Raw genomic sequence first — 15,093 nt, 5'->3', positions numbered from 1 at the left:
TAGAAAGTCGCTGATGAGGAAACGCTCCATGGCCGGCAGAACGCTTTACGACAAACTCTGGGACGCGCACGAAGTGAAGCAGCGTGACGATGGGTCGTCGCTGATCTACATCGACCGCCACATCATTCACGAAGTCACCTCGCCCCAGGCGTTCGAAGGGCTGCGCCTGGCGCACCGCAAGCCATGGCGCATCGATGCCAACATCGCCACGCCCGACCACAACGTGCCCACCACCCCGAACGCAAGGGCGGCATCGAGGCCATCGCTGACCAGGTGTCGCGCCTGCAGGTCAAGACCCTCGATGAAAACTGCGACGAGTACGGTATCGTCGAGTTCAAGATGAACGACGTACGTCAGGGCATCGTGCACGTCATCAGCCCCGAGCAGGGCGCGACCCTGCCGGGCATGACCGTGGTCTGCGGCGACTCGCACACCTCGACCCATGGCGCTTTCGGCGCCCTGGCCCATGGCATCGGTACCTCGGAAGTCGAGCACGTGCTCGCCACCCAGTGCCTGGTCGCCAAGAAGATGAAGAACATGCGGGTCCAAGTAGACGGCACCTTGCCCCAGGGCGTCACGGCCAAGGACATCGTCCTGGCGGTGATCGGCAAGATCGGCACCGCCGGTGGCAACGGGCATGCCATGGAGTTCGCTGGCAGCGCCATCCGCGCCTTGTCGATGGAAGGCCGCATGACCATCTGCAACATGTCCATCGAAGCCGGCGCGCGCGTTGGCCTGGTGGCTACCGACCAGACCACCATCGACTACGTCAAGGGGCGCCCGTATGCGCCGACCGACGCCCAGTGGGAGCAGGCGGTCGCGGCCTGGCAGGACCTGGTCTCGGACGACGATGCGGTGTTCGACACGGTGGTCGAGCTGCGTGCCGAAGACATCAAGCCGCAGGTCAGCTGGGGCACGTCGCCCGAGATGGTCCTGGCCGTCGACCAACGCGTACCCGACCCGGCCGCCGAGCCGGATCTGGTCAAGCGCGGCTCGATCGAGCGTGCCTTGAAGTACATGGGCCTCTCGGCCAACCAGGCGATCACCGACATTCGCCTGGATCGCGTGTTCATCGGCTCGTGCACCAACTCGCGGATCGAAGACCTGCGCGCTGCCGCCGAGATCGCCAAGGGCCGCAAGGTCGCCGCCAGCGTCAAGCAGGCGATCGTGGTGCCGGGCTCGGGCCTGGTGAAAGCGCAGGCCGAGCGCGAAGGCCTGGACCAGATCTTCCTCGCCGCCGGTTTCGAGTGGCGTGAACCAGGCTGCTCGATGTGCCTGGCGATGAACCCGGACCGGCTGGAGAGTGGCGAGCATTGCGCGTCCACCTCCAACCGTAACTTCGAAGGCCGCCAGGGCGCCGGTGGACGCACCCATTTGGTCAGCCCAGCCATGGCCGCCGCCGCCGCGGTCGCCGGTCACTTCATCGATGTCCGCGAGTTGATCCAAGGGAGCGCAGCATGAGAGCTTTCACCCAGCACACCGGCCTGGTCGCACCGCTCGATCGTGCCAACGTCGACACCGACCAGATCATTCCCAAGCAGTTCTTGAAGTCGATCAAGCGCACCGGTTTCGGCCCGAACCTGTTCGACGAGTGGCGCTACCTGGACGTCGGCCAGCCTTACCAGGACAACAGCAAGCGCCCGCTGAACACCGAGTTCGTGCTCAACCACGACCGCTACCAGGGTGCCAGCGTTTTGCTGGCGCGCGAGAACTTCGGTTGCGGCTCGAGCCGCGAGCATGCGCCGTGGGCCCTGGACGAATACGGGTTCCGCAGCATCATCGCGCCGAGCTTCGCCGACATCTTCTTCAACAACAGCTTCAAGAACGGCCTGTTGCCGATCATCCTGCCGGACGAGGAGATCGACGAGCTGTTCAAGCAGGTCGAGGCCATGCCGGGCTACCAGCTCACCATCGACCTGCAGGCCCAGGCGGTCACACGCCCGGATGGCAAGGTGCTGACGTTCGAGATCGACGCCTTCCGTAAGCATTGCCTGCTCAACGGCCTGGACGACATCGGCCTGACCTTGCAGGACAGCGAGGCGATCGCAGCCTTCGAGCAACGCCACCGCGCCAGCCAGCCCTGGCTGTTTCGTGGGTGAAGTGAGCTCCAAGCAGTAAGCTACAAGCGACAAGTGAACGGCAGTGCGGTGAGTCAGGTGTGGGCCGGACGTTGAGGCGGCGCTGACGCTCTGACTTGCAGCTTGCAGCTTGCACCACCCCTCCCAAGGAGACCCCGATGACCGAACACCACACCGACGTCGTGCAGCGCCAGTTCGGCGAGCAGGCCACCGCTTACCTGAGCAGCGCCGTGCACGCGCAAGGCAGCGAGTTCGCGCTGCTGCGCGAGGCCGTCAGCGGGCAGGGCAGTGCGCGGGTGCTGGACCTGGGTTGTGGGGCAGGGCACGTGAGCTTCCAGGTCGCGCCGCTGGTGGGCGAGGTGGTGGCCTACGACCTGTCGACGGCCATGCTGGCCGTGGTCGCCGGTGCAGCCGCCGAGCGCGGCCTGGGCAACGTGACCACCGTTCAGGGGCCCGCCGAGTGCCTGCCGTTCGAGGACGGCACGTTCGACTTCGTCTTCAGCCGCTATTCCGCGCACCACTGGAGCGACCTGGGCCTGGCCCTCCGGGAGGTGCGCCGCGTCTTGAAACCTGGCGGCGTGGCGGCCTTCATCGATGTGATGTCACCGGGCAGCCCGTTGCTCGACACCTACCTGCAAAGCGTCGAGGTGCTGCGCGACACCAGTCATGTGCGCGACTATACGGCGGCCGAGTGGATCGGCCAGGCAAGCGAGGCCGGCCTGCAGGTTCGCAGCCATGCCCGCCAGCGCCTGCACCTGGAGTTCGCCTCCTGGGTCGAGCGCATGCGCACGCCCGAAGCGATGCGCGTGGCCATCCGTGCATTGCAGCGCGCCATGGGCGAAGAAGTGCGGCAGTATTACCAGATCGACCACGAGGGGTCATTCAGCACCGACGTGCTGGTCTTGTGGGCCGAGCGTTGAATTCGTTTCGGCGGGGCCGGTCCGGCCGCGCCGCTTGATTGGATATGAGGAAAGCATGAGCAAGCAGATTCTGATTCTCCCGGGTGACGGCATCGGTCCGGAAATCATGGCCGAAGCGGTCAAGGTGCTGGAGCTGGCCAACGACAAGTTCCAGCTCGACCTGACCCTGGAGCATGACGTGATCGGCGGCGCGGCCATCGACAAGCATGGCGTGCCGCTGGCCGACGAGACGCTCGAGCGCGCTCGCCGTGCCGATGCCGTGCTGCTGGGCGCCGTGGGTGGGCCGAAGTGGGACCGTATCGAACGTGACATCCGTCCCGAGCGCGGCCTGCTGAAGATCCGTTCGCAACTGGGCCTGTTCGCCAATCTGCGTCCGGCCATCCTCTATCCGCAACTGGCCGACGCCTCGTCGCTCAAGCCCGAGATCGTCGCTGGCCTGGACATCCTCATCGTCCGCGAGCTGACCGGTGGCATCTACTTCGGCGCGCCCCGCGGCACCCGTGAACTGGACGGCGGCGAGCGCCAGGCCTACGACACCTTGCCCTACAGCGAGAGCGAAATCCGCCGCATCGCCCGTGTCGGTTTCGACATGGCCCGCGTGCGTGGCAAGAAGCTCTGCTCGGTGGACAAGGCCAACGTGCTGGCTTCCAGCCAGTTGTGGCGCGAAGTGGTCGAAGAGGTGGCCAAGGACTACCCGGACGTGGCGCTGAGCCACATGTACGTCGACAACGCGGCGATGCAGCTGGTGCGCGCGCCCAAGCAGTTCGACGTGATGGTGACCGACAACATGTTCGGTGACATCCTGTCCGACGAAGCCTCCATGCTCACCGGTTCGATCGGCATGCTGCCGTCGGCCTCGCTGGATGCCGACAACAAGGGCATGTACGAGCCCTGCCATGGCTCGGCGCCGGACATCGCCGGTCATGGCATCGCCAACCCGTTGGCCACCATCCTCTCGGTGTCGATGATGCTGCGCTACAGCTTCAACCAGCACACCGCCGCCGATGCCATCGAGCAGGCCGTGAGCCGTGTGCTGGACCAGGGCCTGCGCACCGGCGACATCTGGTCGAGCGGCTGCGACAAGGTCGGTACGCAGGAAATGGGCGACGCAGTAGTCGCGGCCCTGCGGAATCTGTAATCTCTCTGGCCCGCTACCGTTTATCCATGGGGTAGCGGCCCACTTTTAGCAAAGGTGTAGTTGCGATGAAACGTGTAGGTCTGATCGGTTGGCGCGGCATGGTTGGTTCCGTGCTCATGCAGCGGATGCTGGAGGAGAAGGACTTCGACCTGATCGAGCCGGTCTTCTTCACCACCTCGAACGTCGGGGGCCAAGGCCCGGCGGTGGGCAAGGACATTGCCCCGCTGAAGGACGCCTACAGCATCGACGAGCTCAAGACCCTCGATGTCATCCTGACCTGCCAGGGCGGCGACTACACCAGCGAAGTCTTCCCCAAGCTGCGTGAAGCCGGCTGGAAAGGCTACTGGATCGACGCGGCCTCCAGCCTGCGCATGCAGGACGACGCGGTGATCGTGCTGGACCCGGTCAACCGTCGTGTCATCGACCAGCAGCTCGATGCCGGCACGCGCAACTACATCGGCGGCAACTGCACCGTCAGCCTGATGCTGATGGGCCTGGGCGGTCTGTTCGAGGCCGGGCTGGTGGAATGGATGAGCGCCATGACCTACCAGGCCGCCTCCGGCGCCGGTGCGCAGAACATGCGCGAGCTGATCCGCCAGATGGGCGCCACCCATGCCGCCGTCGCCGATGACCTGGCCAACCCGGCCAGCGCCATCCTCGACATCGACCGCAAGGTCGCCGAGAGCATGCGGGGCGAAGCGTTCCCGACCGAACACTTCGGCGTGCCGCTGTCGGGCAGCCTGATTCCGTGGATCGACAAGGAGCTGCCCAACGGCCAGAGCCGTGAGGAATGGAAGGCCCAGGCCGAGACCAACAAGATCCTCGGCCGCTTCAAGAACCCGATTCCGGTCGATGGCATCTGTGTGCGCATCGGTGCCATGCGCTGCCACAGCCAGGCGCTGACCATCAAGCTGAACAAGGACGTGCCACTGGCCGACATCGAAGGCATGATCAGCCAGCACAACCCGTGGGTGAAGCTGGTGCCCAACCACCGCGAGATCAGCATGCAGGAGCTGAGCCCGACCCAGGTGACCGGCACCCTGAACGTGCCGGTGGGCCGTCTGCGCAAGCTGAACATGGGCTCCCAGTACCTGGGCGCCTTCACCGTCGGCGACCAGCTGCTCTGGGGCGCCGCCGAACCGCTGCGTCGCATGCTGCGCATCCTGCTGGAGCGTTGAACGCGTCGGCTGCCTGACGCGTGAACCTGGCCCGCCCCTGTCCTGCAGGGGCGGGCTTTTTCATGGAGCATGGGCGACCGGTGGTGGGTGCGGACCGTGGGACGGTGTACCTCGACCCATGCGCCTGTGCGGTGACGGGCTTCGTGGGCCCTGCGGGCCCAATCGCGGCCGGTCCGGCGTCCCGGCAGGGGCCGCTTCCACAGGGGCTGAAATTGTCTGCAACGCTGCGGTGGAGCTACGGGTGTAGGAGCGGCCCCTGTGCCGCGATTGGGCCCGCAGGGCCCATAAAGTCAGCCACCCCCATGTCCCAGATAATCAAGAGGCCACACCGCAGAGTGAAGCAGGCTTGCCCACCATGACCGCTCCACACCCCAGCCCAACCCCCATGGCCTCACCCACGCAATCGGCGTAAAGTGCCGCTCCTCGCTCATCCGGAGGACTTTTCCATGCCCCATGCTTTCGACATCGCCGTCATCGGTGCCACCGGCTCGGTGGGTGAAACCCTCGTGCAACTGCTCGAGGAACTCGACTTCCCGGTCGGCGAACTGCACCTGCTGGCCAGCCTCGAGTCCGCCGGCAGCAGCGTTGCCTTCCGTGGCCGGAACGTGCGCGTGCGCGAGGTGGAGAACTTCGATTTCACCCAGGTCCAGCTGGCCTTCTTCGCCGCAGGGCCCGAGGTCAGCCGCCGGCTGGCCGACAAGGCCCTGGCGGCCCAGTGCTCGGTCATCGACCTGTCCGGCGGCCTCGAGCAGGCGCCGGTGGTGGTGCCGGAAGTCAACGGATCACAGCTCGCTCAGGTGACACGGCCTGCCCTGGTGGCCAGCCCCAGCCCGGCGACGATCAGCCTGGCCGTGGCGCTGGCACCTCTGCGTGAGCTGCTGGACATCGAGCGTATTCAGCTGACCGCCTGCCTGGCCGTCTCCGCCCAAGGGCGCGAAGCGGTGACCGAGCTGGCCCGGCAGACTGCCGAGCTGCTCAACGCCCGGCCGCTCGAGCCGCGTTTCTTCGACCGGCAGATGGCCTTCAACCTGCTGGCCCAGGTCGGCCCGAACGATGACCAGGGCCATGGCCTGCTGGAACGTCGGCTGGTCGATGAGCTGCGTGCCGTGCTGGACGCGCCCACGCTCAAGGTCGGTGTCACCTGCATCCAGGTCCCGGTGTTCTTCGGCGACAGCTACAGCGTCACCGTGCAAAGCCGTCGTCCGGTCGATCTGGCGGCGGTCAACGCGGCGCTCGATGCCGGCGAGAGCCTCGAGCGCGTGGAAGGTGACGACTACCCGACACCGGTCGGCGATGCAGTGGGCCAGGATGTGGTCTATGTTGGACGAGTACGCCAGGGCATCGACGATGCCGAGCAGCTCAACCTCTGGCTGACCACCGACAACCTGCGCAAGGGCGCGGCGCTCAACGCGGTGCAGATAGCGCGCTTGTTGATAAAAGACCAGCTGTAAAAGATACTTGCCAGCACTTATGTCCTTGTTCCATCACGGGCTCGCCGGGACGATTCATCGATAGGGAAGGGGTCATGCTTCGAATCCGCAAGATGGTGCTGGCCATTGCCGCCGCTACCGCGTTGTCCTCTGGCGTGGTCAACGCTCTGGAACTGGGCGACCTGACGCTCAAGTCCGGCCAGGGTCAGCCCCTGGATGCCGAGATCGAGCTGCGCGACGTGCAGGACCTGACGGCGGCCGACCTCAGGCCGAGCCTGGCAGGTCCGGAAGAGTTCAGCCGTGCGGGCATCCCCATGCCGGCCTACCTCGAAGACCTGACCTTCACGCCGGTGATCGTGCCCAACGGCCGCAGCGTGCTGCGCGTGACCTCGAGCGCAGCATTGCCGGCCCCGGTGGTCAAGTTCCTCGTGCAGGTCATGTGGCCCCAGGGGCGTCTGCTGCGTGACTACGATGTCGCGCTCGATCGCCCCCAGCCACAGCCCTCGCGCGCCACGCCGGGTGTCCAGCCTGCCGTGACCGCGGCCGATACCTACACCAGCCGGCGCCGTGACACCTTGTGGCAGATCGCCGCGCGCAACGCCCAGGGCGGGTCCGTGCAGCAGACCATGCTGGCGATCCAGGCGCTCAACCCGGACGCCTTCATCAACAACAACATCAACCAGCTCAAGGTCGGGCAGGTCCTGCGCCTGCCCGACGCGCAGCAGATCCAGAGCATCCCGCAGCGTGAGGCCGAGGCCGAGGTCGCCGAGCAGTACGCCGCCTGGCGCGAGGGCCGGCGCCTGGGGCCGCGTGCACGACAGCTGGACGCCACGCGGCGGACCAGCGCCGGGGCCGCGCCTGCCCAGGTGGCCCAGGCCGACAACCTGCGCCTGGTGGCGCCCGAGACGACGGCCGCCGCCAACGATGCCCGCGCCCTCAACGATCAGCTGGCCGTGGCCCAGGAAAGCCTCGACACCAGCCGGCGGGACAACGAAGAACTCAAGAGCCGCATGACCGATCTGGAAAGCCAGCTGGACAAGCTGCAGCGGCTGATCGAACTCAAGAACGACCAGCTGGCACGCCTGTCGCAACAGGCGGGCATGCCGGCGGCGGCGCCGTCGACTGCCGTGGGTGCCGGTACACCCGCGGCCACACCTGCGCTGCCTGGCGAAACGCCAGCCGAGGCCGCTGGCGCGACGCCCGTCACGGGCGCTGCGGACACCCTGCCTCCCGTGGCCGCCACGCCTTCCACGGCGAGCGAGTCCGTCATTCAGCCAGCACCTGCGGCGGCCGGCACCCAGCCTGAAGCCACCCCGGCCGAGGCCACGCCATCCGCGCGCGACCCGCTCGATACGCTACTGGGCAATCCCTGGCTGCTGGCCGTCATCGCCGGCTCCCTTCTGCTGGTGCTGTTGCTGCTGGTGCTGATCATCCTGCGCAAGCGCAAGGCCCAGCAGGAAGCCGAGAAGCACCTGCGCATGGCGCGTGAGCTGGCCGAAGAGCAGAACGATCCGGAACTCGACCTGCCACCGGGCAGCTTCGATGAACTCGACATTCCGCACACCCTGTCGCCGGCGGTCGTGGCGGCCTCGACGGCCGCTGCCATGCCGGCCGAACAGGCGCAGTCCCGTGAACAGGCCGAAGCGTTGGCAGCCGATCGGGTGCTGATGGAGGCCGAGCTGAAGATCGCCGACGGCCGTTTGAACGATGCCGCCGAGCTGCTGGAAGCCGGTGTAGCCGCGCACCCGAGCCGCAACGACCTGCGCCTGAAGTTGATGGAAGTGTACGGTCGCCAGGGTGATCGGGACGGCTTCGTCAGCCAGGAGCGGCAACTGCCCGCCACGCATCAGAACCAGACCGAGGTCGATACGCTCAAGCAGCGCTTCCCGGCGATGCTCGGCATGGTCGCCGCAGGCCTGGGCGCCGCCGCCTTGGCGACGGAACGCGACGAGCAGTACGTGCAGACGCTGCTGGACGAAACACCCCGCCGCGAGCCGGTGATGCCAGGCGCAGCACGCGAGACTGAGGTCGAAGACGATCCTTTGGCCGAAGTGCCGGACGAGGTGCTGGGTGCAGCAGCCGACCTTGAGGTCAATGCCGACCTGCCCGTGGCCGGCTACGCCGAGCCGCCGGTGCTCGAGCCGGTCACGACCACGGCGCCGGGCCAGGCGCCTGCCGCCCCGGTCGAACAGAACGACGCCGACGACGACTTCGAGGCCATGCTGGCCCAGGCCCAGGCACAAGCGGCGGGTGATGCGTTCGACCTGGACGTGGGTACGCCCGACGCCGACGAGCCGTTCCGTCCCGACGATGCCTTCGCGGTGGAGGACGGACGCGGTGAGTCGCGCGCAGCTGCGGTCAACGAACCTGACCTGGGCGATGATTTCGATCTTTCCCTGGCGCTGGACGATGACTCGCCCGCTGCGCGCAACTTCGCCAGTGAGCTGGACGACGTCAATGCCGAGCTGGACAGGCTGTCGGACAGCTTCGACACGCCAGCGGCCAGCGCGCCGACCGTGGCGGCCGCCACGCCAGCGCCTGAGTCTGAGCCGGAACCCGAGCCCGAGCCCGAGCCGGTCGATGACCTGGACTTCGACTTCTTCTCGGGCGCCGACGAAGTGGCCACCAAGCTCGACCTGGCCCGTGCCTACGTCGACATGGGCGATCCACAGGGGGCCCGCGACATCCTCGACGAAGTAGTCAAGGATGGTGATGAAGGGCAGCGTCTGGAAGCCAGGGAGCTGCTGTCGCGCCTGGTCTGAACGCCATAGCGGGGCTGCGATGCACGATGCACGCATCGCAGTCTCTCGCCTGACACGCCCTTCCCGTCGGGCGCGTGTGCCCTGACCAGCCCATTCATGGGCTGGTCTCGTTATACTCCCCGCCTTTTCGTAGAACCGACAGGTCTTGCTTCTTGGATATCATCGACACCGTCGCGGCCGAATCGGCGGCCGAAGGCCATTTCCGTATCGCCCTGGGCGTGGAATACAAAGGTGCCCGCTACCGGGGCTGGCAGCGTCAGGCCAGTGGCGTGCCGAGCGTCCAGCAGGCGCTGGAGCAGGCCCTGTCCAAGGTGGCCGACTCGCCCATCAGCGTGCTCTGCGCCGGACGTACCGACGCCGGCGTGCACGCCTGCGGCCAGGTCGTGCACTTCGACACCCAGGCCGTGCGTGACGAGCGCGCCTGGACCTTGGGCACCAATTTCAACCTGCCGCACGACATCAGCGTGACCTGGGCGCGGCAGATGCCGGCCCACTTCCATGCGCGGTTCAAGGCCGTCGCCCGACGCTACCGCTACGTCATCTACAACGACCCGATCCGCCCGGCGCACCTGGCCGAGGAAGTGACCTGGAATCACCGCCCGCTGGACGTCGCGGCCATGGCCGAAGGCGCGGCGCACCTGCTCGGCACCCATGACTTCAGCGCCTTCCGCGCCAGCCAGTGCCAGGCCAAGTCGCCGATCAAGCACATGCACCACCTGCGCGTCACCCGCCACGGCCAGATGATCGTGCTGGACGTGCGCGCCACGGCGTTCCTGCATCACATGGTACGCAACATCGCCGGTGTGCTCATGACCATCGGGGCGGGCGAGCGGCCTGCGACCTGGGCGCGCGAAGTGCTCGAGAGTCGCAACCGCCGTGAAGGCGGCGTCACGGCCCATCCCCATGGCCTCTACCTGGTGCAGGTGGAGTACCCCGATGAGTTCCAGCTGCCGCAACGTTACATCGGGCCGCACTTTCTCACGGGCTACGAGGCCTTGTCGGCTGACGTTGGATGAGGCTTTTGCTACCATCCGATGCTTTATCCGCTGACGAGGTGCCTCGTTCGTGACTATCGTTCGCAGCAAGATTTGCGGTATCACCCGTGTCGAGGATGCCTTGGCCGCCGTCGAGGCGGGGGCCGATGCCATCGGCCTGGTGTTCTACGCCAAGAGCCCACGCGCCGTGAGCGTGGCGCAGGCGCGTGAGATCCTCGCGGCATTGCCCCCGTTCGTCACCAGCGTCGGCCTGTTCGTCGATGCTTCTCGCTGCGAGCTGCAGGACATCCTCGAGGCCGTGCCGCTGGACCTTCTGCAGTTTCACGGCAACGAGACGCCCGAGGCCTGTTCAGGGCACCACCGGCCGTGGATCAAGGCGCTGCGGGTGCGGCCTGGCGACGACCTCGAGGCGGCCTGCCAGCAGTACGCAGGGGCGCGCGGTCTTCTGCTCGACGCCTACGTGGCGGGTGTGCCGGGGGGGACTGGCGAGACCTTCGACTGGTCGTTGATTCCCGCGCACCTGAGCAAGCCCGTGATTCTGGCCGGGGGCCTGAGTGCCGACAACGTCGGTCAGGCCATCGCCCAGGTGCGTCCCTATGGCGTGGACGTCAGCGGTGGCGTGGAGCTGCACAAGGGCATCAAGGACGCCGCTCGGATCCAGGCCTTCATGGCCGCGGTCCGGGCGGCGTCGGCGACGATGTGACGGCACGCCAGGCGGCATCGTCCATAGCTATCGCTGCCACGGTCACGACCGGGCAGACCCGGCGCCAGCGGCGCCGACAGAACATGGGGTGCGAGACGGTCGACGGGCGAGTCACGGCATGGCCGATTCGCCGGACCGGCTTGCAGCCGTTTCGAACAGATGATGAGTTCAAGGGCAGGGCGCGTGTGGCCAATGTCACCCGCCTGCCAAGACTGGAGATGAAAGCATGAGCAACTGGTTGGTAGACAAACTGATCCCATCGATCATGCGTTCCGAGGTGAAGAAGAGTTCGGTGCCCGAAGGGCTGTGGCACAAGTGCCCGTCCTGCGAGGCGGTGCTGTACCGTCCCGAACTCGAGAAGACCTTGGACGTTTGCCCCAAGTGCAACCACCACATGCGGATCGGCGCGCGTGCGCGCATCGACATCTTCCTCGATGCCGAAGGCCGTGCCGAACTGGGCGCCGACCTGGAACCGGTCGACCGTCTCAAGTTCCGTGACGGCAAGAAGTACAAGGATCGCCTGAGCGCTGCACAGAAGCAGACCGGCGAGAAGGACGCGCTGATCTCCATGAGCGGTACCCTGCTGGGCATGCCGGTCGTGGTCAGCGCCTTCGAGTTCTCGTTCATGGGCGGTTCCATGGGTGCCGTGGTCGGCGAGCGTTTCGTGCGCGCTGCCAATTACGCCCTGGAACACCGTTGCCCGATGATCTGCTTCGCCGCCTCCGGTGGCGCGCGCATGCAGGAAGCGTTGATCTCGCTGATGCAGATGGCCAAGACCTCGGCGGTGCTGGCGCGCCTGCGTGAAGAAGGCATCCCGTTCATTTCGGTGCTGACCGACCCGGTCTACGGCGGTGTGTCCGCCAGCCTGGCGATGCTGGGCGACGTGATCGTCGGCGAGCCCAAGGCGCTGATCGGCTTCGCCGGCCCGCGCGTGATCGAGCAGACCGTACGCGAGAAGCTGCCTGAAGGCTTCCAGCGCAGCGAGTTCCTGCTGGACCACGGCGCCATCGACCTGATCATCTCGCGCAACGAACTGCGTCCGCGCCTGGCACGCCTGCTGGCCCAGATGACCGGCCAGCCGACGCCGACCCTGATGTCCGAGGCGCCAGTGGCCATCGACGAGCCTGTCGTGGCCTGATGAGCACCCGTAGCCTGGGCGACTGGCTCGCCTACCTCGAACAGCTGCACCCGTCGGCCATCGACATGGGCCTGGAGCGTTCCCGCCAGGTGCTCGAGCGCCTGGCGCTGGGTACGTTGGCGCCGCGCGTGGTGACCGTGACCGGCACCAACGGCAAGGGCTCGACCTGTGCTTTCGTCGCCGCCCTGCTCAAGGCCCAGGGGTTGCGGGTCGGCGTCTACGCTTCGCCGCACCTGCTGCGCTACAACGAGCGCGTGCAGATCGACGGCCAGGAAGTCGGCGACGAGGCCCTGTGCCAGGCCTTCGCCGCCGTCGAGGCCGCCCGTGGCGACGTGTCGCTGACCTATTTCGAGATGGGCACCCTGGCGGCATTCTGGCTGTTCCGCCAGGCCGCGCTGGATGCCGTGGTGCTCGAGGTGGGGCTGGGTGGCCGGCTCGACGCGGTCAACCTGGTGGACGCCGACCTGGCGCTGGTCACCAGCATCGGTGTGGACCATGTCGAATACCTGGGCGACACGCGCGAGTCCGTCGCCTTCGAGAAGGCCGGCATCTTCCGGCCGGGCGTTCCGGCCCTGTGCGGTGATCCTCACCCGCCGCAGCCCCTGCTCGACAAGGCCGCCGAACTGGGGTGTCCCCTGTACGTGCGCGGGCGTGATTTCGACCTGCAAGGCTCCGGTGAACACTGGCGCTGGCAGGGGCGGGCGGCTGACGGTAGCCCGCTGACCCTCGACCTGCCGATGCTTGACCTGCCGCTCGAGAACGCCGCCCTGGCGCTTCAGGCCTACCGGTTGTGCGGCTTGCCCTGGGATCCCGAGCACCTGCGTCAGACACTGCTCGCCACCCGCGTCACCGGGCGGCTGGACCGTCGCGCCGTGATGTGGCAAGGCAAGCGCCTGCAACTGCTGCTCGATGTGGGCCACAACCCTCACGCCGCCGGCTACCTGGCACAGCGTCTGGCCGCACGAGCACCGCTGGGTCGGCGTCTGGCCGTGTTCGGTCTGCTGTCCGACAAGGACCTCGACGGTGTGATCGCGCCGCTGACCGGCGTGGTCGACGACTGGGCGGTGGCACCGCTGGAATCGCCCCGTAGCCGTCCGGCGGCCGAGTTGTACGACGCCTTGAAGAACCTTGGCGCGACGGTGAAGTCTCATGAGGGCGTCGACGCTGCGCTGGAAGCGCAGTGCACGCAGGCGACGGAGGATGACGAGATCCTCCTGTTCGGTTCGTTTTTCTGTGTCGCCCAGGCTCTCGCGTGGCTGGAGCGGCAGGGCTCGAGAGGCTAGATAGATGGCAGGGCTGGACAAGGGCGTGAAGCAACGTATCGTCGGGGCGCTGGTGCTGGTGGCATTGGCGGTGATCTTCCTGCCGATGCTGTTCACGCGTCAGGACGAAGTGCGCGAAGTCCGGGTCGAGGCGCCCCAGGCGCCGGCCAGGCCCGAGGTGGCCGACGTGCAGGTCGATCCGGTGGCCGTGCCGGAGCCCCAGGCATTGCCGCAGACGCCGGCAGCCAGCGAGGCCCCTCCGGTGGTGGTCAATGAGTCCACTGCGCCGATGACTGCGCCTCGCCAGCCCATCACGCCGTCTCACGACGCTTCCGCCAAGGCGCCTGCCAAGGCAGCCGCGCCCGTGACCAGGACCGAAGCCCCTTCAACCGCTCAGGCGCCGTCCCAAGCCCCGGCGGCGGCCCCGGCGCCGAGCACGGGCAACAAGGTCGATGGCAACGGCCTGCCGGTCAGCTGGTCGATCCAGGTGGCCAGCCTGTCCAACCGGGCGGGTGCCGACAACTTGCAGAAGACCCTGCGCAGCCAGGGCTACAACGCCTACATTCGTACGGCGGGCGGGCTCAATCGCGTCTTCGTCGGGCCGTTGATCGAGCGCAGCGAGGCCGAGCGCGTACGTGACGTGATCAACCGTCAGCAGAAGATCAAGGGCATCGTCGTGCGCTTCGAGCCAGAGCGCGGCTGACGGCGTCGCCTGATCGCATCGGGTGGCGAGCGTGGCCCAAAGGCGGGTCACGCAGGCGCGAAGCTACCCGCTCTGACGCTTCCCTCGCACGGGCAGAGGTCACTGGCGACACCGCGCTGGAACTCATCGGCTTCCAACCTGTCTCCAGCCTGACATTCCGCTTACCCCATCCCCATCCCTCTGCTAAAATGCGCCCCCTAATAGGTCTGCAGGCAGTACCGTGGCATTTACCTGGGTCGATTGGGCGATCATCGCGATCGTCGCCGTTTCCGCGCTGATCAGTCTCAACCGTGGCTTCGTCAAGGAAGCCCTGTCGCTGGTCACCTGGGTGGTCGCCGGTGCGGTCGCGTGGCTGTTCGGCGGGTCGCTGTCGCAGTACCTGGAGCCATACATCCAGACGCCCTCGGCGCGGGTCATCGCAGGCTGTACCATTCTGTTCGTCGCCACGCTGATCGTGGGGGCGATGATCAATTTCATCGTGGGCGAGCTGATCCGCGTGACCGGGCTGTCCGGCACCGATCGCTTCCTTGGCATGGTCTTCGGCGCGGCGCGTGGTGGCCTGCTGGTGGTCGTGGCCGTCGGGCTGTTGAGCCTCGGCCCGGTACAGCAGGATCCCTGGTGGCAGCAGTCCCGTCTGCTGCCGCAGTTCGTGCTGGTCGCCGACTGGTCGAAGAATCTCGTGCTGGGCTTTGCCAGCCAGTGGATGTCCGGTGGGGTCGGTCCCTCGACCGATCTCCCTTTCAAGGAGCACCTGCTCGGGCCGAACCGGTCGTGAGCGGACTCAGT

12 protein-coding genes and 1 pseudogene are annotated in these 15,093 nt (G+C 66.9%); all 13 read left to right on the top strand.

The features are described from left to right. Window positions 1–28: 28 nt before the first annotated feature. The 13 genes and pseudogenes from APT63_14200 to APT63_14140 all read left to right on the top strand — a co-directional run bounded on the left by APT63_14200 (window position 29) and on the right by APT63_14140 (window position 15,082). Window positions 29–1,461: pseudogene (locus tag APT63_14200) on the top strand (isopropylmalate isomerase). Continuing rightward, window positions 1,458–2,099: a 3-isopropylmalate dehydratase gene (locus tag APT63_14195; protein AMA46676.1), complete on the top strand. Its 642-nt coding sequence runs from the start codon at window positions 1,458–1,460 to the stop codon at window positions 2,097–2,099. Before APT63_14200 ends, APT63_14195 begins: the two are co-directional and overlap by 4 nt. Before the next feature lie 137 nt (window positions 2,100–2,236). Then, on the top strand, window positions 2,237–2,998 hold the full coding sequence (locus APT63_14190; protein ID AMA46675.1) for an SAM-dependent methyltransferase: 762 nt from the start codon (window positions 2,237–2,239) through the stop codon (window positions 2,996–2,998). 55 nt (window positions 2,999–3,053) lie between these two features. Further along, on the top strand, window positions 3,054–4,136 hold the full coding sequence (locus APT63_14185; GenBank protein AMA46674.1) for a 3-isopropylmalate dehydrogenase: 1,083 nt from the start codon (window positions 3,054–3,056) through the stop codon (window positions 4,134–4,136). A gap of 65 nt (window positions 4,137–4,201) precedes the next feature. Next, complete coding sequence (locus APT63_14180; GenBank protein ID AMA46673.1) at window positions 4,202–5,314, top strand: aspartate-semialdehyde dehydrogenase; 1,113 nt, start codon at window positions 4,202–4,204, stop codon at window positions 5,312–5,314. Window positions 5,315–5,760: 446 nt separating this feature from the next. Continuing rightward, on the top strand, window positions 5,761–6,765 hold the full coding sequence (locus tag APT63_14175; protein ID AMA46672.1) for an aspartate-semialdehyde dehydrogenase: 1,005 nt from the start codon (window positions 5,761–5,763) through the stop codon (window positions 6,763–6,765). A 74-nt stretch (window positions 6,766–6,839) separates the two neighbouring features. After that, window positions 6,840–9,506, top strand: coding sequence for a peptidoglycan-binding protein (locus APT63_14170; GenBank protein ID AMA46671.1), 2,667 nt, complete (start codon window positions 6,840–6,842; stop codon window positions 9,504–9,506). A 152-nt stretch (window positions 9,507–9,658) separates the two neighbouring features. Then, a complete protein-coding gene (locus APT63_14165; GenBank protein ID AMA46670.1) occupies window positions 9,659–10,522 on the top strand; it encodes a pseudouridine synthase in 864 nt (287 codons plus the stop codon). A gap of 49 nt (window positions 10,523–10,571) precedes the next feature. After that, the gene (locus APT63_14160) at window positions 10,572–11,204 is read left to right on the top strand and encodes an N-(5'-phosphoribosyl)anthranilate isomerase (GenBank protein AMA46669.1); all 633 of its coding nucleotides are present in this window, start codon (window positions 10,572–10,574) and stop codon (window positions 11,202–11,204) included. A gap of 226 nt (window positions 11,205–11,430) precedes the next feature. Next, the gene (locus APT63_14155) at window positions 11,431–12,342 is read left to right on the top strand and encodes an acetyl-CoA carboxylase subunit beta (GenBank protein ID AMA46668.1); all 912 of its coding nucleotides are present in this window, start codon (window positions 11,431–11,433) and stop codon (window positions 12,340–12,342) included. Then, window positions 12,342–13,625, top strand: a complete 1,284-nt coding sequence (locus tag APT63_14150; protein AMA46667.1) for a bifunctional folylpolyglutamate synthase/dihydrofolate synthase — start codon at window positions 12,342–12,344, stop codon at window positions 13,623–13,625. Before APT63_14155 ends, APT63_14150 begins: the two co-directional genes overlap by 1 nt. A gap of 4 nt (window positions 13,626–13,629) precedes the next feature. Beyond that, entirely contained in the window at window positions 13,630–14,307 is a 678-nt protein-coding gene (locus APT63_14145) for a cell division protein (protein AMA46666.1), read from the top strand. 220 nt (window positions 14,308–14,527) lie between these two features. Next, window positions 14,528–15,082 (top strand): colicin V production CvpA, encoded by a 555-nt coding sequence (locus tag APT63_14140; GenBank protein ID AMA46665.1) that lies wholly within the window; start codon window positions 14,528–14,530, stop codon window positions 15,080–15,082. Window positions 15,083–15,093: the final 11 nt, after the last annotated feature.

It is taken from the genome of Pseudomonas monteilii (genome assembly GCA_001534745.1).
In the GTDB taxonomy this organism is placed as follows: Bacteria; Pseudomonadota; Gammaproteobacteria; order Pseudomonadales; family Pseudomonadaceae; genus Aquipseudomonas; species Aquipseudomonas alabamensis.
The sequence above is the reverse complement of the archived record's forward strand: the minus strand, read 5'-3'. Positions and strand labels throughout refer to the sequence as shown.